The 25,276-nt window shown below is 63.8% G+C and carries 20 protein-coding genes; 16 read left to right on the top strand and 4 right to left on the bottom strand.

The features are described 5' to 3' along the window. From AC57BR_RS05510 to AC57BR_RS05500, 3 genes are read right to left on the bottom strand one after another with little or no spacing between them, the layout of a single operon-like run. On the bottom strand, positions 1-1,761 hold the full coding sequence (locus tag AC57BR_RS05510) for a dipeptide/oligopeptide/nickel ABC transporter permease/ATP-binding protein (RefSeq protein ID WP_496358747.1): 1,761 nt from the start codon (positions 1,759-1,761) through the stop codon (positions 1-3). Continuing rightward, complete coding sequence (locus AC57BR_RS05505; RefSeq protein ID WP_496358758.1) at positions 1,758-2,690, bottom strand: ABC transporter permease; 933 nt, start codon at positions 2,688-2,690, stop codon at positions 1,758-1,760. The genes AC57BR_RS05510 and AC57BR_RS05505 overlap by 4 nt, the downstream gene beginning before the upstream one ends. A gap of 28 nt (positions 2,691-2,718) precedes the next feature. Next, a complete protein-coding gene (locus tag AC57BR_RS05500; protein WP_496358746.1) occupies positions 2,719-4,254 on the bottom strand; it encodes an ABC transporter substrate-binding protein in 1,536 nt (511 codons plus the stop codon). Positions 4,255-4,563: 309 nt separating this feature from the next. Between AC57BR_RS05500 and AC57BR_RS05495 the strand changes: the two genes are divergently transcribed. Further along, positions 4,564-5,637, top strand: a complete 1,074-nt coding sequence (locus AC57BR_RS05495; protein WP_496358745.1) for a LacI family DNA-binding transcriptional regulator — start codon at positions 4,564-4,566, stop codon at positions 5,635-5,637. A gap of 543 nt (positions 5,638-6,180) precedes the next feature. Here AC57BR_RS05495 and AC57BR_RS05490 read toward each other — a convergent pair. Next, complete coding sequence (locus AC57BR_RS05490; protein ID WP_496358744.1) at positions 6,181-8,034, bottom strand: hypothetical protein; 1,854 nt, start codon at positions 8,032-8,034, stop codon at positions 6,181-6,183. Between the two features lie 528 nt (positions 8,035-8,562). Here AC57BR_RS05490 and AC57BR_RS05485 point away from each other — a divergent pair. The 15 genes from AC57BR_RS05485 to AC57BR_RS05415 all read left to right on the top strand — a co-directional run bounded on the left by AC57BR_RS05485 (position 8,563) and on the right by AC57BR_RS05415 (position 25,246). Next, the gene (locus AC57BR_RS05485; RefSeq protein WP_496358743.1) at positions 8,563-10,974 is read left to right on the top strand and encodes a glycoside hydrolase family 3 N-terminal domain-containing protein; all 2,412 of its coding nucleotides are present in this window, start codon (positions 8,563-8,565) and stop codon (positions 10,972-10,974) included. Positions 10,975-11,092: 118 nt separating this feature from the next. Then, positions 11,093-12,121 carry a family 43 glycosylhydrolase gene (locus AC57BR_RS05480; protein WP_496358742.1) on the top strand — a complete coding sequence of 343 codons (1,029 nt, stop codon included), beginning with the start codon at positions 11,093-11,095 and terminating at the stop codon, positions 12,119-12,121. A 382-nt stretch (positions 12,122-12,503) separates the two neighbouring features. After that, the gene (locus AC57BR_RS05475; RefSeq protein ID WP_496358741.1) at positions 12,504-14,042 is read left to right on the top strand and encodes a DUF5597 domain-containing protein; all 1,539 of its coding nucleotides are present in this window, start codon (positions 12,504-12,506) and stop codon (positions 14,040-14,042) included. Between the two features lie 452 nt (positions 14,043-14,494). Further along, positions 14,495-15,061: a recombinase family protein gene (locus AC57BR_RS05470; protein ID WP_496358739.1), complete on the top strand. Its 567-nt coding sequence runs from the start codon at positions 14,495-14,497 to the stop codon at positions 15,059-15,061. Between the two features lie 360 nt (positions 15,062-15,421). Then, on the top strand, positions 15,422-16,207 hold the full coding sequence (locus AC57BR_RS05465) for an amino acid ABC transporter ATP-binding protein (RefSeq protein WP_496358738.1): 786 nt from the start codon (positions 15,422-15,424) through the stop codon (positions 16,205-16,207). A 1-nt stretch (position 16,208) separates the two neighbouring features. Beyond that, positions 16,209-16,853: an amino acid ABC transporter permease gene (locus AC57BR_RS05460; RefSeq protein ID WP_496358736.1), complete on the top strand. Its 645-nt coding sequence runs from the start codon at positions 16,209-16,211 to the stop codon at positions 16,851-16,853. After that, positions 16,850-17,503: an amino acid ABC transporter permease gene (locus AC57BR_RS05455; RefSeq protein ID WP_496358735.1), complete on the top strand. Its 654-nt coding sequence runs from the start codon at positions 16,850-16,852 to the stop codon at positions 17,501-17,503. The genes AC57BR_RS05460 and AC57BR_RS05455 overlap by 4 nt, the downstream gene beginning before the upstream one ends. Before the next feature lie 56 nt (positions 17,504-17,559). Then, the gene (locus AC57BR_RS05450) at positions 17,560-18,438 is read left to right on the top strand and encodes a substrate-binding periplasmic protein (RefSeq protein ID WP_496358734.1); all 879 of its coding nucleotides are present in this window, start codon (positions 17,560-17,562) and stop codon (positions 18,436-18,438) included. 153 nt (positions 18,439-18,591) lie between these two features. Next, the gene (locus AC57BR_RS05445; RefSeq protein ID WP_496358733.1) at positions 18,592-19,497 is read left to right on the top strand and encodes a dihydrodipicolinate synthase family protein; all 906 of its coding nucleotides are present in this window, start codon (positions 18,592-18,594) and stop codon (positions 19,495-19,497) included. A gap of 87 nt (positions 19,498-19,584) precedes the next feature. Further along, positions 19,585-20,586 carry a proline racemase family protein gene (locus AC57BR_RS05440; RefSeq protein WP_496358732.1) on the top strand — a complete coding sequence of 334 codons (1,002 nt, stop codon included), beginning with the start codon at positions 19,585-19,587 and terminating at the stop codon, positions 20,584-20,586. Further along, a complete protein-coding gene (locus AC57BR_RS05435; RefSeq protein WP_496358731.1) occupies positions 20,583-21,539 on the top strand; it encodes an ornithine cyclodeaminase family protein in 957 nt (318 codons plus the stop codon). Before AC57BR_RS05440 ends, AC57BR_RS05435 begins: the two co-directional genes overlap by 4 nt. Next, positions 21,536-22,261 carry a GntR family transcriptional regulator gene (locus tag AC57BR_RS05430; protein ID WP_496358730.1) on the top strand — a complete coding sequence of 242 codons (726 nt, stop codon included), beginning with the start codon at positions 21,536-21,538 and terminating at the stop codon, positions 22,259-22,261. The genes AC57BR_RS05435 and AC57BR_RS05430 overlap by 4 nt, the downstream gene beginning before the upstream one ends. After that, the gene (locus AC57BR_RS05425) at positions 22,258-23,442 is read left to right on the top strand and encodes an NAD(P)/FAD-dependent oxidoreductase (protein ID WP_496358729.1); all 1,185 of its coding nucleotides are present in this window, start codon (positions 22,258-22,260) and stop codon (positions 23,440-23,442) included. Before AC57BR_RS05430 ends, AC57BR_RS05425 begins: the two co-directional genes overlap by 4 nt. Next, positions 23,439-23,771, top strand: coding sequence for a (2Fe-2S)-binding protein (locus AC57BR_RS05420; RefSeq protein ID WP_496358728.1), 333 nt, complete (start codon positions 23,439-23,441; stop codon positions 23,769-23,771). The genes AC57BR_RS05425 and AC57BR_RS05420 overlap by 4 nt, the downstream gene beginning before the upstream one ends. Continuing rightward, entirely contained in the window at positions 23,768-25,246 is a 1,479-nt protein-coding gene (locus AC57BR_RS05415) for an FAD-dependent oxidoreductase (RefSeq protein ID WP_496358727.1), read from the top strand. Before AC57BR_RS05420 ends, AC57BR_RS05415 begins: the two co-directional genes overlap by 4 nt. The last annotated feature ends 30 nt before the right edge of the window (positions 25,247-25,276 follow it).

The following is a 25,276-nucleotide window of genomic DNA, read 5'->3' as shown; positions in this document are numbered from 1 at the left end:
TTACACCTCCATCAGTTCGACCCGGCGGGATGACTCGAGCAGGGCTTTCGTGTATTCCTGCTCGGGTTCGGCGAACAAGGACTCGACATCGTTTCGTTCGACGATCCGGCCGTTCTTCATGACACTCACGGTGTCGCAGAGGTCAGCGACGACGCCCAGGTTGTGCGTCACCAGGATCATGGCCAGACCGCGCTCCGTGCTGAGCTCTCGCAGGAGTTCGAGGACTTCGGCCTGCACCGTGACGTCCAGAGCGGTGGTGGGTTCATCTGCCACGATGAGGTCGGGGTCCCCGGCAACGGCTCCGCAGATCAGCACGCGCTGTGCCATACCTCCGGATATTTCGTGAGGGTATAAGCGCATGACGCTCTCCGGGTTTCGAATGCCGACCCTGGCCAGCAAATCGGTCAGTTGTTTCGTGGCGTCCTTGGTGCTGATCTTCTTGACGGCCCGCAGTCCGTAGACCAGCTGCGCGCCGATGGTGAAGGACGGGTCCAGGTTGGACATAGGTTCCTGCGGGATATAGCCGATGCGGCGGCCGCGTGCGTGCTTGAGTGCTTTGTCGTCGGCGAGGAGGTCCTCCCCTTCCAGGTAAATGCTGCCGCCAAGGATAAGAGCTTCCTTGGGCAGGATTCCCAGCGTTGAGAAGGCCATCTGCGACTTACCGGACCCCGACTCGCCTACGAGGCCGTGGATTTCGCCGCGCCGGACATCCAGGTCGACGCCGTGCACGACCGTGCGGACCCGGTCCGGCCCGTCGGGATAACCGACCTTCAGGCCACGAATGCAGAGGAGGGCCTCGCCCGGCGCTGCCGCGGAGGATGTCTTGCGGGTCTTCTGGGCTTGGCCAAGGAGCTCACGCCGGCGTGACTTTTCTAGCGTCTTGTTATGGGCCGAGGTCTGCAGGACGTCCCGCAGGACGTTCCCGAGCAGGACGAGGGCGAGGATGGTGAGGCTGATCAGCAGTGCCGGCCACAGCACACCAAACCGGTTGTTGTAGATATTGCTGTTGGCGTTCTGCAGGGTGCCGCCCCAGGAAGGCTGCTCCGGGTCACCGAGTCCGAGGAACTCCACGCCGGCCTGGATGGCGATACCTGCCGCGGCGACGAAGGAGCTCTGGATGACAACAGGGGCCCGGACGGCCCACAGGACGTGGCGGCCGATGATGCGCTGATCCGGCAGGCCTACGACTTTTGCGGCGTCTATGTAAAGCTCGGTCCTGACGCCAAGGACGACGGCACGGACCAACCGGTAGTAGGTCGGGGCCACGAGGACACCGAAGACGGCCATGGCGACCATGACGTTCGGCCCCGTCAGTGCGAAGAGTGCGATCAGCAGGACGATGCTGGGCAGGGACATGATCACGTCCGTGACGAAGCCCGCGACGGCCTCGAATGTGCCCCTGTAGAAGCCCGAGAGCAGTCCGGTCGTGACGCCGAGCAGGACGGCGATCACCAACACGAGCATCGAGCCCATCAGGGTTCCGTTGGTGCCCCACATCAGCTGGGAAAGGATGTCCCGTCCTGCACGGTCGGCGCCGAACAGGTGCCCGGCTGAGAAGGGCTGGGCGTTCACGGAATCAAGGTCAGACTGGTTTGGCTGGTAGGGGGCCAGAAGGGGGCTGAGAACGCCGTAGAGTATGACGGCCAGCAGGAAGGCGATGCAGATAATGCCTTGGGGGTTTGTCAGCAGGCGCCGCAGGACGGAGCGGCCCGCTGGGGAAACCTCGGCTGCTGTGTCTATCATGCTTGCTTCGGCGCTCATCGGGTCCTCGCTTTCGGGTTCAATACGGAGTTGGCGAGATCACCAAGGAAGTTCACGCACAGCACGATGATGATCGTCACCACGACGGTTCCCATCACCATCGGCACGTCCCCTTGCTGCGCTGATTGGTTGGCCATTTGCCCCATGCCGGGAAGTGCCATGACCTGCTCGACGAAGATCGCACCGCCCAGCAGTCCCAGGGTCTGCAGGCTAAGGACGGTCAGGCCCGGTCCTCCGGCGTTCCGGAGTACGTGCCTGAAGATCACGTGGGATTCCTTGAGTCCACGTGCCCGCAGCGTGCGCACGAAGTCCTTGGACAGTGCATCAAGAACAGCACCCCGGAATTGGCTGGCGGCGCTGGCCACGGAGCCGATCAGCAGTGCAATCACCGGGAGCGTTACGGAGAGAATCCAGCCGCTGAAGCTTCGGTCAGGGGAAACGTAACCGGTAGCTGGGAAGATGCGGACGGCGATGGCGAAGGTGAAGACCAGTGCGATGGCAATGATGAACGGCGGCACCGCGGCGCCCAGCACCGATACGAACTGGAGCACACGGTCCAGCCAGCCGCCGTAGACGGCCGCTGCCACGCCGAGCAGCACACTGAAGATCAGGGTGAGGATCAGGGTGAGAATGACAAGGGTGAGGGTCACCGGCACCCTCGTCGAGAGAGCGGACGTCACGGTCTGTCCCGTGAAGAACGACTCGCCGAGGTTGCCGGTGACTGCCTTTCCCAGCCAGTCGCCGAATTGCACCAGCAACGGGCGGTCCAGGCCCAGACTAACCACTTTGCGCTGCACGTCAGCCTCTGTGGCCTGGTAGCCCAGGATCGCCCGGGCGATGCCCGTTCCGTTGCCGAACATGAGGCAGAAGGTTGCAAAACTGACAAGGAGGAGTATCGCCGCGGAGCGGAAAAGGCTTTTGAGTAGCATCATCGTGGTTGCCGGGTCTCTGGTGTGGTTACTGGAAGTCCCGCAGAAGCGGGTGCAGACCGGAGAAGTCGCTGGACTCCTGGAGGTTTACCTTGGGGTTTGACGCGTAGAAGCGGTCCATGTACGCCATTGGAACGAACCAGGCCTGCTCGGTGACGTACCGGTTAAGGTCCTGCTCGGCTTGCTTGCGCTCGGCTTCGGAGCCGGTGAGTACCTTCTTCCACAACGCTTCCACCTTGGCGTCAGGCTGGTGGGAAACGTTCCAGATGCCGTCTTTCAGAACATAGTCGCTGATGTCCTGCAGGGACTCTCCGTAGTTGCCCAGCTGCCACAGCGGGACGGGGAACTTGCCGCTGAGAAGTTCAGAGATGGCGTTCGGTCCTGACAGGGCCACCTGCTCTACCTTGATGTTGATCTTGGCCAGCTGCTGGGTGATGTACGGCATCAGGGTTTCATGGTTCTGACCGGTCATGGTGGGGATCTGCAGGGTGAAGCCGTCCGCGTAGCCGGCTTTGGCCATGAGTGCCTTGGCTTCGTCGACATTGAAGGGGTAAGGGTCCTTCATGTCCGGGATGTATGCGTCGCTTCCCTCGCGGAAAATCTGGTTTGCCGGCGATGCATGGCCCTGGTACAGCTTCTGGGACATTGCATCCCTGTCAAAGACCATGTTCATGGCCTTACGGACGTCGAGGTTACCCAAAGCGGGTATCTTTTTCCCCAGGTGGTCAGTGATCAGCAGCCGCGTGGTGCTGCTGCCCTTGAGCGTCTGGATGTTCTCACCGGCGCCCTTTGCCTCTTCGAGAGTGGCAGAGGAGACGATCGTGCCATCGATCTGCTCAGTCTTGAGGGCATTGACGGCCGCCGTCTCGTCTTCCAGGACCTTGAGGACCAGCTTCTTGTACGGGAACCGGGCGCTGTCCCAGAAGGAGTCGTTCTTGACGAACGTGTACACAGAACCGCGCGTCGTAGCAGCGGCATCGAGTGTATAGGGACCGGAACCAACCGGGACGTCGAACTTCTTGGAGGAAATCGAGGTGGGGGTGGCGATCTTGGACTCGCACATGCGCAGGGCAAGAAGGGGATTCGGTGCCGGCCAGGAGATGGCCACAGTCTGGGTGTCCGGTGTCTGAACCTTGATCCCAGCCCACCGGCTGGATGCACCGCCGGCCGTGGCGTAGTACTCAGCATTGGCCTTGACCGCAGCAGAGTCCACCGGTGTCCCGTCGGAGAACTTTACGCCCTCCCTGATGTGCAGCTTGGCTGTCTTCTGGTCGGCGCTGAACTCCCATTTGTCAGCCAACGATGCCTCGGGCTTGCCGTTCTTGTCGCAGCGGAGAAGTGAATCCCACACTGCATCCGCACTCCAGCCCTGGTAGCCGGGCTGGACACCCGGATCCCAACCCTGGATATCAGCCGTCATGGCCAAGGTCAGAACATCCTTGCTACCAGGGCCGCCGGCCGTGGTACCGCCCTGGCCGCCGCTCGTGCAGCCGGTCAAGGCGGCGAGCCCAATAGCCAAGGGGGCCGCAAGGGCGACAAGGGCACGTCGTCGTGTGCGTCGCATAAAAACTCCTTTGTTGTGAGAGGCAGGAACGCTGCCCGCAACGGCCGCCAAATCCGCCAAGGGCGAGGCTCGCTTCTGCGGCGTGCAACGTTGTCCGTGAAAACGATAGGACACGCCTTCCGTGATCGTCAAGGCTCTTTAGTTGCTTGGCTCACATGAAGCCGTGTAAATGCAGGAAATTCAAGGGTTTTTACGGATTTGCCGCCAGGTTTTCGCCACGCCTTGCCGCTCGCTGGGGACGCTCTGGTGCAACGTTGTCTTACCGGGATACACTGGCTATGCCATGACGACAGATAGAAGGGGTCGAGGGTGACACCCAACCGGACCGTTAACACCGAGAAGCCGCGCCGGGCGACGCTTCAGGACGTTGCCAGCGAAGCAGGCGTGTCTTTTTCGGCGGTCTCCAAGGTCATTCGGGGGGCGTCCGGTGTCAGCCCGCAGATGCGGGAGCGCGTCACCGCGGCTATCGAAAAGCTCGGCTATCGCCCCCATGCCGGTGCAAGGGCCATGCGTGGAAAGTCCTACACCGTTGGCGTCATGATCGTGGAGATGAGTTCGCCGTTCCAGCCTGAGGTGGTTCAAGGAATTACCGACGCCCTCGAAACGACGCCTTACCAAGAGGTACTCGTGGCGGGGGGCATTTCCCCCGCACGGCAAAAGAGAAGCATCGAGGCATTGATGGATCGACAAGTGGACGGTCTCGTTCTCGTCGCGCCATGGATGGAAGCTGAGTGGCTTGAGGAACTGGGCGCGAAGATCCCCACAGTTGTCGTAGCCCGCCACGGCACCGCCGCCAATTTCGACACGGTTGTCGATGACGAGTTTCAAGGCGCCCGCCTCATGGTTGACCACCTGGTGGGGCTCGGTCACGAACGCATCGTACATACCGGGATGCCTTCGGGTGGTCTTGAGCCTTTCGTCCTGTCACACACGGCGCGCCGGAACGGTTATGAGCAGGCAATGGTGCGACACGGCCTCGTCCCGGACACCATCGAAACTACCTACTCCGAGGTGGGCGGTTACGAAGCTGCCACCCAGGCATTGTCTGGAGACGACCCGCCCACCGCCATTTTCGCGGGAGCAGACATCGCCGCCCTCGGCGTTCTCCGGGCGGCCGAAGAACGCGGGCTAAGGATTCCGCAAGATCTCACCGTCACCGGTTACGACAACATCTCCGTGTCAGCCATCGGCCGAATCTCACTGACAACTGTCGACCAGTCAGGCCAGCTCACCGGAGCCACCAGCGCCAGGCTCCTCCTCGAACGCATCGAGGGCCGCACCCAGCCAGCCCACTATGTGATTGCACCCCAGCTGGTACCGCGGGACACGAGTGGGGCACCGGCACCCTCGAGACAAGCCAAACCCCTGCCCATCAACCACTAGATCCAGGCCACTGTGGCGACACTTCGAAGCCGCTGGGCGAGGCGAACAGCTCATAGGACTGGGGGCTGATCACGCTTGAGATGCCTTCGACTATGAGGCTGAAGAAGGGGTTTTCAATGTTGGAGAGGCTGGCACGACGGTGAACGTGCGCCCCCGCGTGCCCCGCGCGGGCCTGTGGGGACGGTAGGCGGGCTCGTTCATCGCTTCCTGGACGCAGGGCGCGCGTGGACTCACTGGCGCCGTAGGTGTTGCGGAGGACTTTCGAGGCGGAGGCCGTCGAGACTCCAGCATGCTTGGTCACGCCCACGGTGGTGACACGCGTTGGCGCTGGACGTTGGTCTCGCTCATCGGCTTCCCATTGCTTCGACGCAAAGGGTACTTGCGGTCATGGCCGTCCGCGCGAAGGACTGGCGGGCGGAAGTCGGAAGTCCCAGGCCAGCAAACAGGTCCCCGGAAGCCGAACTGATTGTCGCAGTCCGAGTTCCGGGGACCTGTTCAGGCCTTTGGGGTTGCTGTCGTGACTCTGGTCGAGAGTCCCGGTGCTTAACCGGCGGGCGTGACGACGATCTTGACCCGGTCGAGGTTTTGCGCCAGCGCGAACTCGGCCGTCGGATCGCCGTTGCGTTCCGATGACACCCGAAGCGCGACCAGGTATGTGCCCGGCTTATCGAAGGATGCCCGGGTCTGGAGTGTGACTACGTTCCCGGTCCGGCTGAGCGGGGCGTCAGTGTAGACGCCGTCGCCTTCAAGGTCCCACTCCGCCTTAACGATCTTTCCGGCGCCTACGGGCACCTGCGCCCTGGCATTCAACGTCACGGCCTGTCCGGCCTTAACGGCGGCGGCGTCTTGGCCTTGACTGGTGAGGTCGACGGTGGGCTGGATCCCCCGGCGGGCATCGGCGTTGTCCGGCACGACGATCTGAGCGTCCCGGACCTGATAGTTGGTGGAGGCAGGTGGCTTCACGCCGTCCTCGGCCCATGCGGCAACGTCTCGGAGCGCCTGCTCGGCCATGCCGTACCAGTTGACCAGATGCTTCGCCCGTTCTCCAGAGACCGGCGCGTTCTGATGATCGGCGTGGTCGTTGAAGTAGACCCGGTAATTTTCCGCGGCAGCCTTGCCCAGGCTCGCCTCCACGCGATGGCGATACCAGTCGGTGTGCCACGGGAGGGCATCGGTGTCGTAGAGGTTGGACACCGCGATGACTTTCCCGGTGATGGAGCCGTCGAAGGCGGTGTTTCCGGAGACGAAGCCGTAGAAGCCGGGATCCTTCACGGGGCGCTGCGGATAGAGCGGCGTGCCGTCCGCCTTGCGGAACTGATCGAGCCCGACCCAGCCCTCACTGGCGGGAGGGGTCTGGTAACGGTAATAGAAACGGTTCGCGATGTTCCAGCGGTTGGCGACAGAATCGCCCATCTTGGCCAGTTCGGCCCGGACCCGCCCGCCCAGCGGTGAGTTCTCGGTGCCGAGGTACCCCGGGGCGTTCCAGAAGTCGTCGGCGTAGGTCGGGTCAGCGGGAAGCGGAGCGCTGGAGGCGAGGCCATTAGGGTACTGGTCGGAACGGCCTAGCAGATAGTCGGGGTACTCCCAGCCCTTCCATGGGATGCCGAGCGCGTGGACCTCCTTGAGCATGGCCCGCTCGGCCTCGTCGAGGCCGGCATATGGGTCACCACTGCCGCCGGGCAGCAGGGCATTCCGGATCTGGTCCGCCTTGGCCCCGAGGATGAGCTCAGCGGCGGACCGGCCCTGGAAGTTGTAGCTCGTTGGCTGCGGCACTCCCTGCACCATCGGCACGAACCCCCGCCAGATGCCGATAGTGTTCTCGGCGGCGCCAACCGTCTGGTACGAGCCCCCACTTGGTCCGTAGAGGTACCCGGAAATGGGCCGATTGACGCCGTAGTACTTCGAGGCCACCGTCTCCGCAAACTTTGCGGCTGCAGCAGTGTGCCTGTACCCCAGGGCCAGGGATTTGTTTCCGGCCTGAACGGCGTACCCGCCGCTGGAGAGCGCGAACCCGATGGCGCGGTCGTCCGCCCGCGAGGTGTCCTCTTCGGGGGTGAACGCGGTGGGGTAGGTGTACTGGAAGAAGCGGCCCTGCCACTTCGCTTTGTCCTGTTGTGAGTGAAGGTAAATGGTGAACTGGATGTTGGTGCCGTCGAAATGGCCCCGGAGACGGTGGTGCGGCGTGGGCGACGTTTCGTCGGTTTCGCTGTCGATAACTGGTTTGGCATAGGCCGGGTCGATGCAGTCGGCGTTCACTTGCATGGCGCCTGCAACGGTGGCGCACTCGGGCGTGGCGGCCCGGGCCGGTTCCGCTGTGCCGAGCCCGGTTGCGAGCAGCAACGTTACTGCGAGGGCACCGGTTCCTCCCCGGCGGGCGAGAGTGGAATGAATGGTCATGGTCCTCCTTCATGGGGATCTCCAGCACCGCACGAGGACAGGCGTAATCAATCGGCGGTTGTGTGGAGAACGTCCTCTATGGAACGTTTCAACGGAGGTTACAGTGATGCCGCTCACACGGTCAAGCGGCTCTGGCTTCGAATTCGGCAATGCCGCGGGTGGGGCGCCGCGTGTTCATCTGGCGCTGGTTTGCGTCCCGACGATGGATGCCGATACCCGGCCCCGTGTCACCCGTTGCTGGCAAGGAACTGATGGGAAGGCCATTGGCACCGCCGTTACCGGCGCCGGATTGAAGGAATCGGGAACCGGATTTCGGCGCTGGGGGGCACCCCGCGGATTGAGGGAAGCCAAACACCCTCTTGCCATCGCGGTGTGTGGCGCTTATCGTTACGTACAACGTTGCACGCCTTGAGGCAACGCGTATGAAGTCCGGCGCCCTGTCGTCCGGCGCGGCGGGACCACCCGCCGTCCGGTTCGCGGAGCTGAGACTCCTCGACCGGCGCAACTACTGGTAGATCGAGGATCAACATGAGCACCCGTGTGACAGAACCCTGGATGGACGAGCGACTGGCCTCCGGTGAACGGGCCGCCCTGCTGATGGACAAGCTGAGCCTTGACCAGAAAATGGCTCAGATTTCCTGCTACTTCCCCACTGATATCGCACAGACCACCGACTTCCATGAGCGTTTCCCGCACGGCATCGGCGAGGTCTCGTGCCTCGAGGCGCGCACGGCGCTCACGCTGGATGAGGTCACCGCCTTTCAACGCAGGGTGCAGGCGGAGGCCATGGAAGCCTCCGGGCACGGGATCCCGGCGATATTCCACATGGAAGGGCTCTGCGGCGCGTATCTCCCGGGGGCGACGAGCTTCCCCTCGGGGCTTGGACGCGCAGCGAGCTGGGATGTAGACCTGGAGCGCGCAGTGGGTCTGATTGTGGGGAGGCAAGAACGGGCCCTGGGCATCACGCATACCCTGGCTCCTGTCTTGGATGTTTCCCGCGACCCTCGAATGGGACGGCAGGGTGAGACCTACGGTGAAGACCCAAGCCTCGCGGCTGCTCTCGGCGTCGCTTACACCCTTGGACTGCAAGGCGAGGACGCCGCTGGCCGGCGTACAGAGGCGGTGGCGAAGCACTTTGTCGGCTCCCACCACACCGAGGGCGGCATCCATGGGGCCCACTGCAACGTCCCCGACCGGCTGCTGGTGGAGGTGTACGGCAAACCCTTCCAGGCCGCAATTACCCTCGGTGGGCTGCGGGGTGTGATGCCTTCCTACAATTCTGTGGGCGGCGAGCCGGTGTCGGCCTCCGTCCGGCTCCTCAAGACACTGCTGCGGGAACAGATGGGTTTCGACGGCTTGTTGGTATCTGACTACGGCGCAGTGGGGAATCTTCACACCGTTCAGCGTGTTGCCCAATCCCCGGCCCACGCTGGTCTGGCCGCCCTGCTCGCGGGGATGGATGTCGAGCTCCACGTGCCGCAGGGCTTCGGCCCCGAACTGCGGGAGTGGTTCGCGGACGGACGCGCCGACGTTGCGCTCCTCGACCGGGCGGTTCAACAGGTGCTGACCGCAAAGTTTCGAATGGGGCTCTTCGAGCACCCGTTCGCGCCGGACTCCGCCGACCGGGACACTTCATTCCAATCATCTGCCGACAGGGCCGTGGCTGTTCAGTCTGCACGGGAATCGCTGGTCCTGCTGCGCAATGACGGCACGCTGCCTTTGCGGCCGGATCTTCAAACGCTCGCGGTTATCGGCTGCCACGCGGCAACTGCCCGGTACTTTTTCGGGGGCTACACCCACTACTCCATGGCGGAGGGAAAGCTCGCCGTCAACTCCTCAATGGCCGGTCTCACCACCAGCAGCGAGAACCTTCAGACCCTCACCAACACCGTTCATGGCACTACGATCGAGGCGTCCGACGATCCGGTATTCGAGGAACTGCTGCTGCAGCAGCAGCCCGGCATCCGCAGCCTCCTCGACGAGCTCCGCCTCCGGCTGCCCGAAACGGAAGTGAGTTGGGCATACGGGTACCCAATTGCCGGCAACGACGATTCCGGACATAACGAGGCCATCGCCCTCGCCGAGAGGGCCGACGTCGTGATCCTAACGCTCGGAGGCAAACACGGCACGGCCTCCATCGCGTCGATGGGCGAGGGAATTGATGCAACGAACATCAACCTGCCGTCCTGTCAGGACGACCTGATCGTCAAGCTCGCCAGGCTCGGCAAACCGATGATCGGCGTCCACCTGGACGGCCGGCCGGTATCCAGCGACGCCGCCGACACACACCTGGCGGCGCTCCTTGAGGCATGGAGTCCCGCCGAAGGCGGAGCCGAAGCTATCGTCGACGTCCTCACCGGTGCCCACAACCCAAGCGGACGGCTCCCGGTCAGCGTCGCACGCAACGCCGGCCAGGTCCCGGTGTACTACAACCACCCGCATGGGTCGGCCTGGAACCAAGGCGAGAGCGTCGGGTTTCCCGATTACGTCGATGCAGCCCACGCACCGCGATACTTCTTCGGCCATGGGCTGTCCTACACCACGTTCGACTACTCGGACCTGACACTCTCGCAACACGAGGTGGAGGCTGGCGACTCAGTCGCCGTCTCGCTAACCGTGACGAATACCGGAGCCCGGCCCGGAACCGAGATCGTCCAACTCTATGTCAGTGACAAGTTTGCCTCGGTCTCAAGGCCAGTTCTGGAACTCGCCGGCTTCCGCCGGATCAGCCTGGGGCCAGGGCAGTCGGAGCGGGTCGATTTCCGTCTCGATGTGAGCCAGTTGGCCTTCATCGACGCCGATATGCGCTGGCGGGTCGAAGCCGGGGTTGTCGACGTCCTGGTTGGCACGTCATCGAACGACCTGCGGCTGAAGGAATCGGTATCCATCGTTTCAGGCGCCGTGATTGACTGCAAAAACCGAAGCTTCTATGCCGGCTAGCACAACGTCGACGGCTTACCCCGCAAAAGGATGGCATGCGACAGCCGGTCTATTGGCCGCCCCTACTCCCCCAATGCACTAAAAATGCGGCAATGCTGCGAAGAAGAGAGAGTTTCCAATGAATAAGCTGATCCGCCCCGGTGAGATCATGACCGACACTGAAGGCAAGCGCATCCACATTCACGGCGGCTCCGTACTTGCCGTGGACGGCGAGTACTACTGGTATGGCGAAGACAAGTCCCAGTCAACACCAGCCAGTGGTAGATGGCATAGTGGGGTTCGCGCCTATCGCTCCCCTGACCTCATGTCCTGGACTGACCTCGGGTCGATCCTGCCAGCCGAACCCAACGACCCTGATTCACCCCTGCACCCTGCCAAGATGATGGACAGGCCGCATATTGTGCGTCACCCCTCGACTGGAAAATTCGTTTGTTGGATGAAGGTGATGCATGAGGACGGCAAGCAGCGCTCCTGGGTATACCAGGCTGATCGATTCGAAGGACCCTACCTTCTGGTCCGCGCCGGTTTTGAACCCCTTGGCATGAGTGCCGGTGACTTTGACCTGGTGGTTGACCCTGAAACAGGCCGTGGCTACTACTACTTTGAGCGCGTTCATTCCGAACTCATCTGTGCCGACCTGACCGAGGACCTTACAGATGTCACAGGAACATACTCCACGCATTTTCCCCACCCGCATCCACCACTGGTCCGAGAAGCGCCAGCATATTTTCGCCATGATGGCCGTCACTACCTCATCACCTCAGGAACGAGCTGGTATTTTCCCAACCGTTCCGAGGTCGCCGTCGCTGACGACTACCACGGTCCGTGGACAGTGGTCGGAGACCCCCACCGCAACGATCCGAGCGGTACATCATTCCACTCCCAAATTTCCTCAGTGCTGACCCTTGAGGACGGCAGGCATGTGGCGCTGGCAGACCGGTGGCTCCCCGACGTGTCAGATGACCTGATTCGTCGAGGTTGGCGAGCGACCGAAGCCCAGTTCACAGGGGGCGAACGAGATCCCGAAATTGACGCGTTCGTTCATGCCGGCGCTCCCGACACGTCTCGCGCCCGCCACGTATGGTTGGAAATTCGTTTCGAAAACGATGTTCCAGGCATCGACTGGCAAGACGCATGGCGGCCGTAGAGTGTGAATCGCAGCGGTAAATGGCGGCTTTTCCGTAACGCTATTTGTCGCCGCGCCCGAGCCTGCCGGGTCGGCGAACCGAAACCCGACCCCGAGGAAGTCCCCGAACCGGACTACCGCGCCCTCACCGCATAAGCACCCCGAGGGATCACGAACGAATCAGATACACCACTCAAATGGACTCGACTGCGTCAGCATGTGCTCGCCGAGCACGCCGGCCCACTGTGCGTCCTATTGCCCCTCGAACTTTCTCCGCGAATGCCAATCTCCCACGAGCGCGCACCGTGGACTTGCGTAATAGTGCGCAAGTCCACGCTCCGGATGAGAGGGTGCAGGATCGCGCTAAAACTCTCCGCTCCCCTACCTGCCGAAGGCTCTCCCCATGACTTCATCGCCCCGCCGTCTCTTCCTCGGTGGAGAACTACATAATTCGAGCGCGAGCAATGCCGCGTCGCTACGAGAGGCTTTCCGGCGTGTCCGGGAACTTGGCGCAGATACGGTACTCGCGCCGGTGTCATGGGAGACGATCGAACCCCGCGAGGGCGTCTTCGATCTCTCACTGGTAGACACCGCCCTGGAAACAGCCGAGACGTATGGGCTGGACTGGGTTCCCCTGTGGTTCGGCGCCTGGAAGAACGGCGCGTCAACATACGTTCCTGGATGGGTCAAGCGAGATGGTGAGCGCTTCCCACGCGCTCAATCAACAGCGGGGGCGATGCACCATATTTCACCTTTTGGCGACGAGATCGCCGCGGCCGATGCCACCGCCTTCGCTCAGGTCCTGGCCCGGATCAAGAAGTCCGGCGCGGCCCACATAGTGCCGTTCGTGCAGGTGGAAAATGAACCCGGGCTTCTGGGCGCTCGTCGGGATGAGAGCGACGTGGCGTCGGCGTGCTGGCATCGAGATGTGCCGGATGCTGTGATCGCCGCGGTTCGAGACACCCGCGGACGCCTTCGCTCGGCGTGGGAGTCAAAAGGCAGGCAGGCCGAAGGCTCTTGGAGCCAGGTCTTCGGGCCCGAGGCGGACGAGGCTTTCATGGCATGGGCCTATGCCACCCACATTGACAAGGTCGCGGCGCGCGGCAAAGCCGAACTGGGCGTCCCGCTTTACGTCAACGCTTGGCTCGACGCAGTCAACCCGATGACGCCCGCAGACGAGCTTGTCGCGGGCGGTGCCGAGCCAGGCAGTTATCCAAGTGGGGGTCCAGTTCCCCACCTGCTCCCGCTGTGGCGGGCGTTGACACCGTCCATCGACTTCTACTCTCCCGACATTTATTTCGGCGACTTCGACGCCACGTGCGGTGCGTACGCTGCGGTATCCGACCGACTCGTCATCCCCGAAATGAGACGAGACCAGCTCGGCATCGCCCACATGTTCCGCGCCATCGGTGAGCACAACGCTGAGTTGGTGGCACCGTTCGGCCTGGACTCCCTTCACGCCGGCGCTCCCGACCACGACGAGATAGTGGACGCGTACGGGCTCTTGGCGGCAATGCGGGAAACCGTCGTCGGCGCACCCTCCGACTCGGTGCGGGGCTTCTTCGTCGACCGTGCGAACCCCGTCGCTCGTCTCACCATCGGCGAATTCGATCTCGTCGCTTCGCTCGATGATCCCCGCGGCATGCTCGACGAGGGTGAAATCGGCTTTGGTATCGCCGTCGACATGGGAAGCGCGCTGCGGGTGGCAGGTAGGGGCTTTCTACTCCAGCCAGCCGAGCCGGTTACCGGTCGCACGGGACTCGCGTCGGTCATAGAGAGAACGCGGGGGCTCGAGGTCCACCGAGTACTGAACGGCGACGAGACCGGCGGTGGTAACGAGGTGCGCTTTCATCGCCTCTACTCCGGCCGCGGCCAGGGCGTTGTGCCCTTCGACACGCGCTTCACAGGCATCCTTGATATCGAGCTGTATCACTTCGAATGATCAGCCGAGCCACATTGAGCGGTGCCGAGGGAGGCAGTCTCTCTCAGCATGGCCGCTGGCAGCGGTGAATACTGACCTAGGCCACGTGGACGATCGGACCATTCATGGTCGCTCCGTTATGTTCCAGCGTCAGTTGCGCACAGCGGTCAGCCGGACTGCGATGTACGGACGCCGGTAGGTCCAGACGAACCTCACGCGTCCGCGTCCGAAACCGACAAAGACTAAACACCACAACGCCTGTGGCGGCGGGAGCTTTCGCGCTCCCGCCGCCACAAGCATTTAACGTCCCCAGGCTAATGACTAACATCAGCACGGCAGCTGGCGCTGCCGCCGCCATGCTCCTGCCAGCATGAGGCACACCCCAACCTGACGATCTGAGCCCGGATGTCTTGACGTTCTTCTGGGAAGGCTCTAGAACTCAAGCTGACAGGTCGACGGGTTTGGAGGCATCGGTGGCTGGACAAAGAATCGGGTACGTGCGCGTAAGCACCCTCGAGCAGAACGAGAAACGCCAACTTGAAGGCCAGGTCCTGGACCGGGTGTTCACCGACAAAGCCTCAGGCAGGGACACGACCAGACCCGAGCTCACGGAGCTGCTGCGGTTCGCCCGTGACGGGGACACCGTGGTGGTGCACAGCATGGACCGGCTGGCCCGCAACCTCGATGACCTGCGTTCACTGGTCCAGACTCTGACCCGCAGGGGCGTGCGGGTGGAGTTCGTCAAGGAACAACTGGTCTTCACCGGGGAGGACTCCCCCATGGCCAACCTCATGCTCTCGGTCATGGGGGCCTTCGCCGAGTTCGAGCGCTCCCTGATCCGGGAGCGGCAGCGGGAAGGCATCGCGCTGGCCAAGCAGCGCGGCGCCTACCGCGGACGAAAAAAGACCCTCTCAGCGGAACGGGCGGCCGAGCTGGTGCAGCGGGCGGCCAGCGGAATTCCCAAAGCCGTCCTCGCCAGCGACTACGGGATCAGCAGGGAAACGGTGTACCAGTACCTGCGCCAGGCCAAGCTGTCTTGACGCCCTCGCCGGCGATTCTGCCGCAGCCTAAAGCTAGGTTGACGGAATCTCCAATATCGGCGTCAGAAGACTGCGGGTATAAGTTCAAAACCTTCCTTTCACTTACGGCCCGATGAGGGATCTGTCGGGCAGGTGGCGGGACTGCCTGCTGGTCTTCATCGATGCTGCTGACGCCCGGCATTGGTCTGGTGCGCCACTGAGTTTCCGCCAGTCTTCGCCCCCCATGGATTAGAAGATCGGCCCGGTTCAAAAGAAAACACAGGGCTTTTCATCCGAAGCGGTGACATGTACCATTTCACATATCACGTGACATGCCCCACATCGACCGATGGCCTTTTGGTCCCCACATGGAAGATCGCTATGACCCTTTCAGAAATGGCAGACGGAAAGCTCGCGCCCCGTCTGGGCATCAAGTTAGACAACATCTCGAAGCGCTACGGCGACCACGTTGTCCTTGACGACGTGTCCCTGCACGTTGAACCAGGGACGGTCACCGCGCTGATTGGCCCTTCAGGCGCCGGTAAAAGCACGTTCCTGAGGTGCATCAATCTCCTCGAGCGGCCCGATTCCGGCACCATCCAGGTAGACCAGCACGTCATCGAACCGGGCAAGGACGTCAACGGCCGCGACCTTGCCGCCCTGCGCCGCACGGTGGGCATGGTGTTCCAGTCCTTCAACCTGTTTCCCCACATGTCGGCGCTGAAGAACATCAGCTTCCCCCAGCAGAAAGTCCTTGGTCGCAGCAAAGAGGAGGCCGACGCGCGCTCGATGCAACTGCTGGAGCGGGTGGGCCTGAAGGAAAAGGCGGACCAGCACCCCGGACGGTGCTCGGGCGGGCAGCAGCAGCGCATCGCGATCGCCCGGGCGCTGGCGCTCGATCCGAGCATCATGCTTTTTGACGAGCCGACATCGGCCCTGGACCCCGAGGTAGGGCTTGAGGTTCTGGCCGTGATGCGCGAGCTGGCGGCTGATGGCATGACGATGATCGTGGTCACCCATGAAATGCAGTTCGCCCGGGACGTCTCGGACACCTTGGTCGTCATGGCAGATTGCAGGATCATCGAGCAAGGAGATCCACGCGCCATCATGAGCGACCCTCAGGAAGACCGCACCCGCCGTTTCCTGCGGGCCGTGCTGGAGCGCTGACGTGGACGCCCTTTCAGCAGTACTCCAGGGATTGCCGATGACGCTGGTGCTGACGCTGTCGGCGTTCGCCATCGGCATCCTGGGCGCCGTGCCCCTGGCCGTAGGGTTGTCGTCGTCGAACATTCTTGTGCGGCTGGCGTGCCGGCTCTTCGTGGACCTGGTCCGCGGCGTGCCGATCATCGTTTGGTTGTTCCTGCTCAAGTTCGGCATCCAGATCGGCACCTTCAAGTTCAACCCCATTGGGGCGGCCATAATCGGCCTGGGGGTTGTCTCCGTGGCTTATCTCGCCGAAATCTATCGCGGGGGCCTGCAGGCCGTACCGCGTGGGCAGGGCGAAGCGGCGGACGCCCTGGGCCTGACTCGTGGCACGACATTCTACGGCGTCACGGTCCCGCAGGCCTTCCGCATAGTTTCCCCGTCCATCGCCACGTACCTGACAGGCCTGCTCAAAGACTCCTCGATCGCCTCCACAATCATCGTTGCCGAGATGGTCTTCCAGTCGCAGTCCTTCGCCCGGCAGCACCCGACAGTCGAGGGGATCCTGCCCTACATCCTGGTGGGCATCCTCTACATCGCCCTCAGCCTGCCAGTCGCGTACCTGTCCCGCAGACTCGATTCCCGTATGAGGAAGGCTGTTTACGCATGACCTGGCTTACCGAATGGGCGGCATATCTGCCGCAGATGATGTCCGGTCTGAGCGTCAGCCTCCTGATCGCAGGGGTGTCAATCGTCGCCGGCTATCCCTTAGGGCTGATCCTCAGCGTCATGGTGAGCGCGAAGAACCTGGCCGTCCGCACCCTGGCGCTTGCCGTCGTCGAAATCGGTCGTGGGGCACCGGCCCTGGTGATCCTCTACCTCTTCTACTACGGCCTGCCGAAGTTCGGCATCGCCTTCGAAAGCATCACCGCGGCGTGCCTGGCACTGATCTGGAACTCGGCCGCGTACTCCTCTGAGATCATGCGGGCCGGGATCCAGTCCGTTGGCCGCGGACAGCTCGAGGCCTCCAACGCCCTGGGCCTGTCCCAGACACACACCTTCTGGCGGGTCATCATGCCGCAGGGCATGCGCTCGGCAATCCCGGGCCTGATGGGAGTGGCCATCCAGATGTTCCAAGGCACCTCCCTGGCCTACGCCATCGCAGTCCCCGAACTGATGAAATCCGCGTACAATATCGGCAGCCAGGACTTCAACTACCTGCAGATCTTCACCCTCGCCGGCCTCTGCTACGCCGCCATCTCAATGCCGGCCACCTGGATCACCGTCTTCTTCGAGAAACGCCTGGCCCGCCACGCCTGACCACCAGGCCCCACCCACCGTTCCATCAGTCCCCTCTGAAAACAACAGGAGCAACCATGATCACCACCCGTCTCAAGACAGCAGGACTTCTCACGTCCAGCGCACTCGCACTCGCACTCGCACTCAGCCTCTCCGCTTGCGGAGGGACCTCGGACGCAGGCACCTCAGGCTGCACTCCCAAGCACACTGACATCCAGACCGTTGCCCCGGGCAAGCTCACTATCGGAGTCATCGACATCCCGCCGTTTAGCAGCTACGGCTCAGGCAACCCGACAGGCATCGATATAGAAATCGTCAACAAGATCGCCAAAGATGAGTGCCTCACCCCCGCATACCAGCAGGCCACTTATGCCGATGCGGTCCAGTCCATCGCCGGTGGAAACATTGACCTCGCCGTGGGCACAATCGACGCCACCGAAAAACGCCTCAAGGCCGTGGACTTCTCCGCCTCCACCTACCTTGACGGCATGGGCATCGTCTCCAAATCCGGCGCCACCACCGTCGCCGATTTGGAGAAGATGAACAAGGTCGGCACCATCGACGGTTACCTCTGGGTCGAGGACCTCAAGAAGATCCTGGGCGACCGCCTGGTGACTTACCCCAGCAGCGTGGAACTGAAGGCCGATTTTGACGCCGGCCGCCTCGATGCGGACGTCGATGCTTATGGCGTGCAGGTGCTTCAGTTCAAAGACGCCAAAGGTGTGACAGTGGCCCTTTCCAATGAAAAGCCGGATCCGCGCGTCGGTGCCATCAAGAATGCCCCGGAGGCTGCCTTCCCGATCACCAAAGGCAACACCAGCCTCAAGGAAGCGCTCGACGCCGGCATTGTCGCCCAGCGCGAAGACGGAACAATCGCGAAGCTCCTGAGCGGCGCCGGACTGTCCGAAGGACTTGGCAAAGTCGCCGCCGAACAGTACGTGGTCCCCGCCAGCTAGCTGCGGTTCAGATTCCATCAAAACCCGCTCCAACACCAAAAAAACCACCACCGGTTTCCATCCCTGTGCAATGTCACATGGTAAGTTTGGCCGTGAGGTACGTCACGGCCGCAGCACACGCGCCAAGCGTGCCAACCGAAAGGATCATCCATCATGACCGAAACCCGTAAGCCGTGGCACGGAGTGCTCGTAGCTACCTCACTGCCGTTCAATGACGACCTGAGCGTGGACTACGACGCCTATGGCGAGCACGTCCGCTTCCTGGCAAACGCAGGCTGCCACGGTGTGGCCCCGAACGGTTCCCTGGGTGAATACCAGACCCTGAGCGAAGAGGAACGGGCCAGGATCATCACCACGGCGGTCGAAGCCGCCCCTGAAGGCTTCACTGTCATGGCTGGAGTGGGCGCCTACGGAGGCCTGCAAACCCGCAAGTGGGCGGAACAGGCCGCCGAAGCCGGGGCCGGCGCCCTGATGCTGCTGCCCCCGAACTCCTACCGGGCCACCGAGGAAGAGGTGGTGGAGCACTACCGCCTCGCCGCCGCCGTCGGGCTTCCGGTCGTGGCGTACAACAACCCGATTGACACCAAGGTGGACCTGACCCCGCAGCTGATCGCCCGGTTGCACGGCGAGGGCCTGATCGTGGGCGTCAAGGAGTTCACCGGCGATGTCCGCCGCGCTTACGAAATCAAGGAACTCGCCCCCGAAGTGGACCTCCTGATCGGGACCGACGATACCGTCGTCGAAATGGGCCTGGCAGGTGCCGTGGGCTGGGTGGCGGGCTACCCGAACGCCATTCCGGAAGCCACGCTCGAACTGTACCGGCTCTCCACCTCCGGTGACGTTGCGGACCTTGAGCGGGCCCGCGAAATCTACCGCGACCTGCATTCGCTGCTCCGCTGGGACAGCAAGACCGAGTTCGTTCAGGCCATCAAGCTGTCCATGGACGTGGTTGGCCTCCGCGGCGGCGCCTGCCGCCCGCCGCGCGGTCCGCTGGCCCCGGCCGTGCGCGACGCTGTCATCCGTGACACCGAAGCAGCCATCGCCAAGGGCTACAAATAATCAACCAGGTCACCGCCAGTTCCGTGGCCGCCCGTGGACACCAACGGGCGGTCACGGAACATCAGATGGACAAAGAGGGAGTATTCCATGAGAACCAGCCGCATTTTCCACGCCGTGGACTCGCACACCGAAGGCATGCCCACGCGCGTCATCACCGGCGGAATCGGGACGATCCCCGGTGCCACGATGGCGGCGCGGCGGCTGTGGTTCATGGAGAACAGCGACTGGGTCCGCACCCTCCTCATGACCGAACCTCGCGGCCACGCCTCGATGAGCGGGGCGATCCTCCAGCCACCAACGCGCCCGGACGCGGACTTCGGTGTGCTCTTTATCGAGGTTTCGGGCCTTCTGCCGATGTGCGGCCACGGTACCATCGGAGTGGCTACCGTCCTGGTGGAGACCGGCATGGTCGAGGTTGTGGAGCCGGTCACCACCGTACGGCTCGACACACCCGCCGGCCTGGTGATCGCCGAAGTGGCAGTCAATGACGGGCACGCCGAGTCCGTGACCATCCGCAACGTTCCATCATTCGTTGAGCGCCTTGACGCCAAGGTCGAAGTACCCGGGTTCGGTCCTGTGTCCTACGACCTGGCGTTCGGCGGAAACTTCTACGCAATCGTGGACCTGGACAGCCTGGGTTTGCCGTTCGAGCGCGGGCGGAAGGATGACCTGCTCAAGGCCGGATTGTCCATCATGGACGCAATAAACGCCGCGGATGAACCGGTCCACCCGGAGCGGAACGACATTCGCGGCTGCCACCACGTGTACCTCAAAGCCCCGGGCTCCACAGCAGAACATTCCCGCCATGCGATGGCCATCCACCCCGGATGGTTCGACCGCTCCCCCTGCGGCACAGGCACGAGCGCCCGGATGGCCCAGCTGCACGCACGCGGCGAACTGGCCCTGGACACGGACTTCGTCAACGAGTCCTACATAGGTTCGCGTTTCATCGGCCGCCTGGTCGAGGAAACGGAAGTGGCCGGCCGTCCGGCGGTGATCCCCACCGTCACAGGACGGGCCTGGCTGACCGGTACCGCCCAATATTTCCTCGACCCCACCGATCCCTTTCCTGCGGGGTTCCTGCTGTGAACGTTCCCTACTTTGATTCGACGGCTGTCCGCGCGGCAGCCCCCTGGGCAACGGCAATCGATGCCCTGGAGCAGGCACTCCTGAACATGATTGACCCAGAAGACGACAGCCCGCGGCTGTTCAGCCCCGCTCCAAACGGCGAATTCCTGCTCATGCCCGCAAAGAACCGGCAATACAGCGGGATCAAAGCGCTCACCGTGGCCCCAGCCAACCCGGCCCGGGGACTGGAAAAGATCCAAGGGGTCTATGTACTCTTCGATTCGGACACATCAACCCCTTTGGCCACGATGGACGGCAACGAACTCACGGCCATTCGGACCCCGGCCACCACGCTGCTGGCCATCAAACACGTCCTTGCCTCGGCACCCGGAACCGCCGCTCCCCGCCACCCGGGCGCTACCCGGGTGCTCGTGTTCGGCACCGGAGTGCAGGCGCTCAACCACCTGCGCGCCGCGCACGCCGTACTCCCGCAGGCAAGCCTCGCCGTCGTCGGCCGCCGCCCGCAACGGGTGACGGCGCTGATCGCGCAATTGGCTGCGGAAGGCCTGGACATCCGTAAGGGCACCCCTGCCGAGGTGGCCAACGCCGATGTCGTGATCTGCACAACTTCCTCGCCCACGCCGCTGTTCGACGGCGGTTTGGTTGCCCCCGGCGCCGTCGTGGCAGCGGTGGGCCAGCACGGACTGGATGCCCGGGAAGTCGACGCCGCCCTTGTGCGGCGCAGCGACGTTGTGGTCGAAGGGCGAGCCTCGGCGCTGCGGGAGGCCGGGGACCTGATACCCGCACGGTCCGCAGAGCAATGGGAGGCGATCCGTCCCGCCAACCTCCGGGATCTTGTGAAAGGTGAATTCGAGCGCCTGACAGGGAAGCCCTGCCTATACGTCGGGGTGGGGATGGCATGGGAAGACCTTGTGATCGCCAGCCTGGTGTATGAAGGAGGCACTCGACCATGAATCCCGTCCAAGGAGTGCCCACCGTGCCAGCCAACAACCAGCTCCCGATCGCCCCGCTCGGCCGCCAGCACAGCCTGCGCGAGTCAGTGACGGAGTCCCTGCGAACAGCGATCATCGCCGGCACGCTGGTGGAGGGCACCCTCTATTCCGCGCCGGCCCTTGCCGCCGCTTTTGGTGTCTCAGCCACGCCGGTGCGCGAGGCGATGATGGACCTGACCCGCGAAGGCCTGGTGGAAACAGTCAAAAACAAGGGCTTCCGGATCACTACCATGAGCGACCGGGAGCTGGATGAACTGACGGAGATCCGCTTGCTGCTCGAACCACCAGTTGTTGGCGACGTGGCCGGCACTGTTCCGCCATCCGGAGTCAAGGTCCTGCGCTCTATGGCCGACGACATTGTGGATGCAGCGCGGCAAGGCGACCTCACTGCCTACCTTGCCGCGGACCGCATTTTCCATGCAGAGCTTTTGCGGTATGCCGGCAACGGCCAGCTTGTGGAGCTGGCCACCAGCCTCCGGTCCCGGACCCGCCTGTACGGCCTCAAGATCCTCAGCGACAGCAACCGCCTGGCCAACTCCGCGCAGGAGCACCACGAACTGCTGGACCTCATCGAAACCGGCGACGGTGCCGCCGCCGCAGAACTCATGCGTCGCCACATCGGCCACGCCCGCGGCCTGTGGGCCACCGGCGAGACCGAGACCCCTCAGGAGGAGCAGACATGAACGCAGCGAGCGATGTGCTCGTCATCGGCGCAGGCGTCATCGGGGCCGCTACCGCATACTTCGCCACGCAACAGGGCCTCACCGTGACCGTCCTGGACAAGGGGCTCCCCGCCAGCGGCACGTCCTCGGCCTGCGAAGGGAACATCCTCGTCTCGGACAAGGAACTCGGTCCCGAACTCGAACTGACCCGCTACTCTCTGAACGTATGGCACGGTGACCTGGCCGAGCACAAACGGCTCTGGGAATTCGAATCCAAGGGCGGCATCATCGTCGCCTCCCGCGAAAGCAGCCTGGAATCCCTCGACCGTGTCATGGCCGCCCAGTCCGGCCACGGCGTTCGTGTGGACAGGCTGGACCCGGATGACCTGCGGAAAGCCGAACCGCACATCACACCCGACGCCCTGGGCGGGGCAAGTTATCCTGAAGACTGCCAGGTGCAGCCCATGCTGGTGGCCGCACATCTGGTCCGGCTCGCTACCCAAAGCGGAGCACGTTTCGTTGCAGACACGCCCGTCAGCGGCTTCCTCAGGAGCGGCGACGGCATCACCGGTGTCCGGACACCACGCGGCGAGTTCTCCGCCGGCGCCGTGGTCAACTGCACCGGCACGTGGGCCGGTGAACTCGCAGCCCTGGCCGGAGTCAGCGTCCCGGTCCTCCCCCGCCGCGGCTTCGTCATGGTCACCGAGCCGCTGCCGCCCATGGTTCACCACAAGGTCTATGCAGCCGAATACATCGACAACGTCGGAAGCTCCGACGCCGGACTGCAGGGCTCCCCCGTCGTCGAGGGCACCCCCAGCGGCACCATCCTCATCGGCTCCACACGCGAACGCGTCGGGTTCGACCGCACCGTGAGCACGGATGCCCTGCGGCTTCTGGCTGGAAACGCCGTTCAGCTGTTCCCCTTCCTGGAGCACGTCAAGGCCATCCGCCACTACCACGGCTTCCGCCCGTACTGCCCGGACCACCTTCCGGTGATCGGCCACGACGAACGCGCCCCCGGCCTGTGGCATGCCGCCGGCCATGAGGGCGCGGGCATCGGCCTCTCCGCCGGAACCGGCAAGCTCTTGGCCCAGGCCCTGGCCGGCCAGTCCCCGGACCTTGACCTCTCACCCTTCGCCCCGGCACGGTTCGGCCCGGAAGTCCACAACAGCACACCAAACCCCGAGGCGGCTACAGCATGAGCACCCACCCACCGGCAGAAACGGCGCCAGCCACGGCGGACACGGTCAACGTGAGCTTTGACGGCCGCCCCATCAAGGCGTCCGCGGGACAAAGCGTCGGCGCCGCTCTGGTCTCCAACGGCATCACGGCCTGGCGAACTACGCGAAAGGAAGGCCGTCCGCGAGGCCTGTATTGCGGCATCGGTGTCTGCTTCGACTGTCTCGTCACGATCGACGACGAACCGAACCAACGCGCATGCCTCGTTCAGGCGTGTGAAGGCATGGTGATCGAGGGATCCTGCGGGCCAGACGTGGATCTGCTGCCCGAACGCGAAAGGGGCCAGAGATGAGCGCCGCACCATCGGGCCTGCTGAAGGCCGACGTCGCCGTGGTCGGCGCCGGCCCGGCCGGGCTGGCCGCCGCCGTTGCGGCAGCGGAAGCCCGGGCCGCCGTCGTTATTGTGGACGCCGGCACCCAGCCGGGCGGCCAGTTCTGGCGGCACCGGCCCGAAACCGTTGAGCCCCAGCCTGACGGCAAGGGTCATCACGACTGGCAGACCTACCTGAACCTCCGTTCCCGTTTCGACTCTGCACGCCACCAGGGCAGGATCACCTACCTCCCCGGCCAACAGGTCTGGATGGCGGAAGAGGTCGGCGCCGGATTCCTCCTACGCACCACACCCACCACGGCAGGCGGTTCCGTTCGCGGTTCCGGGAAGTCCGACCGCGGCAGGACCGTCGTCGGACGCCGCCTGGTCCTGTGCCCCGGAGGCTACGACCGCCAACTGCCTGTTCCCGGCTGGGATCTGCCGGGGGTTATGGCCGCCGGTGGGATCCAGGCTTTCATCAAGGGCAACGGAGCCCTGCCGGGGCGGCGCTTCGTCATCGCCGGAACGGGTCCGTTCCTGTTGCCCGTGGCGGCAGGAATTGCCGAAGCCGGGGGACGCGTCCTCGCGGTGCTGGAGTCGTCCTCCCCCGCAGCATGGCTGCCGCACCTGAAAGCGGCCGCGGGCGTGCCTGGGAAGGCGCTCGAAGGTGCCGAGTACGCCGCTGTCTTCGCCAGGCACCGCATCCCGTACCGGACCCGGAGCATCGTCACGGAAGTGCTCGGCACCGAATCCGGCAGCCGGGTATCCGGCGTGCGCACGGCTAAAGTGGACGCCGCCGGCCGGGTCCGGTCCGGTACCGAGCGAATTTACCAGGACGTCGACGTCGTCGGCTTCGGCTGGGGCTTCACCCCGCAGATGGAACTGCCCCTCTCCCTCGGAGCAGAAACCCGTCTCGACGCGGACGGTTCCCTGGCCAGCGTCGTGAATGACCGCCAAGAATCCACCGTCCCCGGCCTGTTCCTTGCCGGGGAGGTAACCGGGGTCGGCGGGGCTTCACTGGCCGTCCTCGAGGGCCTCACCGCCGGCGCATCCGCAGCCGCTGACGGTGGCCCCGGCATTGACGTACCGGCCCTGCGCGCCATGGCACGGCACCGGACTTTCGCTAATGCCATGCACCGCGCCCATCCCGTACCGACCGCCTGGCAGGACTGGCTGACGCCGGACACCACCGTGTGCCGCTGCGAAGAAGTCACTGCAGGCCAGATCATCGACGCGCGCGAGACTCTGGGAGCCCGCGACGCCCGCACCCTCAAGTCCTTCACCCGCGCCGGAATGGGCTGGTGCCAAGGCCGCGTGTGCGGTTTCGCAGCCGCCTGCCTGGGCACCGGCCCAAGCGCCGCCGCCACCCCTGAAAACCTGGCCGGCACCGCAAAACGCCCGCTGGCCGCGCCGGTGGGCATCGGCGAACTCGCCGCCCTCGAAACAACGGACGACTGACCTTCCCTTTGACCTGCCTCCCGAAAGGAG

The sequence above is a fragment of the Arthrobacter sp. BGA-UO-ETr-C19 genome (genome assembly GCF_059568005.1).
Note: the sequence above shows the minus strand (reverse complement) of the source record. Positions and strands in the feature narration are given on the sequence as shown.

What these genes read in the sequence shown, in the direction of transcription:
- AC57BR_RS05510 (WP_496358747.1), bottom strand. Translation starts at nt 1,761, where the DNA reads ATGAGCGCCGAAGCAAGCATGATAGACACAGCAGCCGAGGTTTCCCCA.
- AC57BR_RS05505 (WP_496358758.1), bottom strand. Translation starts at nt 2,690, where the DNA reads ATGCTACTCAAAAGCCTTTTCCGCTCCGCGGCGATACTCCTCCTTGTC.
- AC57BR_RS05500 (WP_496358746.1), bottom strand. Translation starts at nt 4,254, where the DNA reads ATGCGACGCACACGACGACGTGCCCTTGTCGCCCTTGCGGCCCCCTTG.
- AC57BR_RS05490 (WP_496358744.1), bottom strand. Translation starts at nt 8,034, where the DNA reads ATGACCATTCATTCCACTCTCGCCCGCCGGGGAGGAACCGGTGCCCTC.
- AC57BR_RS05485 (WP_496358743.1), top strand. Translation starts at nt 8,563, where the DNA reads ATGAGCACCCGTGTGACAGAACCCTGGATGGACGAGCGACTGGCCTCC.
- AC57BR_RS05480 (WP_496358742.1), top strand. Translation starts at nt 11,093, where the DNA reads ATGAATAAGCTGATCCGCCCCGGTGAGATCATGACCGACACTGAAGGC.
- AC57BR_RS05475 (WP_496358741.1), top strand. Translation starts at nt 12,504, where the DNA reads ATGACTTCATCGCCCCGCCGTCTCTTCCTCGGTGGAGAACTACATAAT.
- AC57BR_RS05465 (WP_496358738.1), top strand. Translation starts at nt 15,422, where the DNA reads ATGACCCTTTCAGAAATGGCAGACGGAAAGCTCGCGCCCCGTCTGGGC.
- AC57BR_RS05455 (WP_496358735.1), top strand. Translation starts at nt 16,850, where the DNA reads ATGACCTGGCTTACCGAATGGGCGGCATATCTGCCGCAGATGATGTCC.
- AC57BR_RS05450 (WP_496358734.1), top strand. Translation starts at nt 17,560, where the DNA reads ATGATCACCACCCGTCTCAAGACAGCAGGACTTCTCACGTCCAGCGCA.
- AC57BR_RS05445 (WP_496358733.1), top strand. Translation starts at nt 18,592, where the DNA reads ATGACCGAAACCCGTAAGCCGTGGCACGGAGTGCTCGTAGCTACCTCA.
- AC57BR_RS05440 (WP_496358732.1), top strand. Translation starts at nt 19,585, where the DNA reads ATGAGAACCAGCCGCATTTTCCACGCCGTGGACTCGCACACCGAAGGC.
- AC57BR_RS05430 (WP_496358730.1), top strand. Translation starts at nt 21,536, where the DNA reads ATGAATCCCGTCCAAGGAGTGCCCACCGTGCCAGCCAACAACCAGCTC.
- AC57BR_RS05425 (WP_496358729.1), top strand. Translation starts at nt 22,258, where the DNA reads ATGAACGCAGCGAGCGATGTGCTCGTCATCGGCGCAGGCGTCATCGGG.
- AC57BR_RS05420 (WP_496358728.1), top strand. Translation starts at nt 23,439, where the DNA reads ATGAGCACCCACCCACCGGCAGAAACGGCGCCAGCCACGGCGGACACG.
- AC57BR_RS05415 (WP_496358727.1), top strand. Translation starts at nt 23,768, where the DNA reads ATGAGCGCCGCACCATCGGGCCTGCTGAAGGCCGACGTCGCCGTGGTC.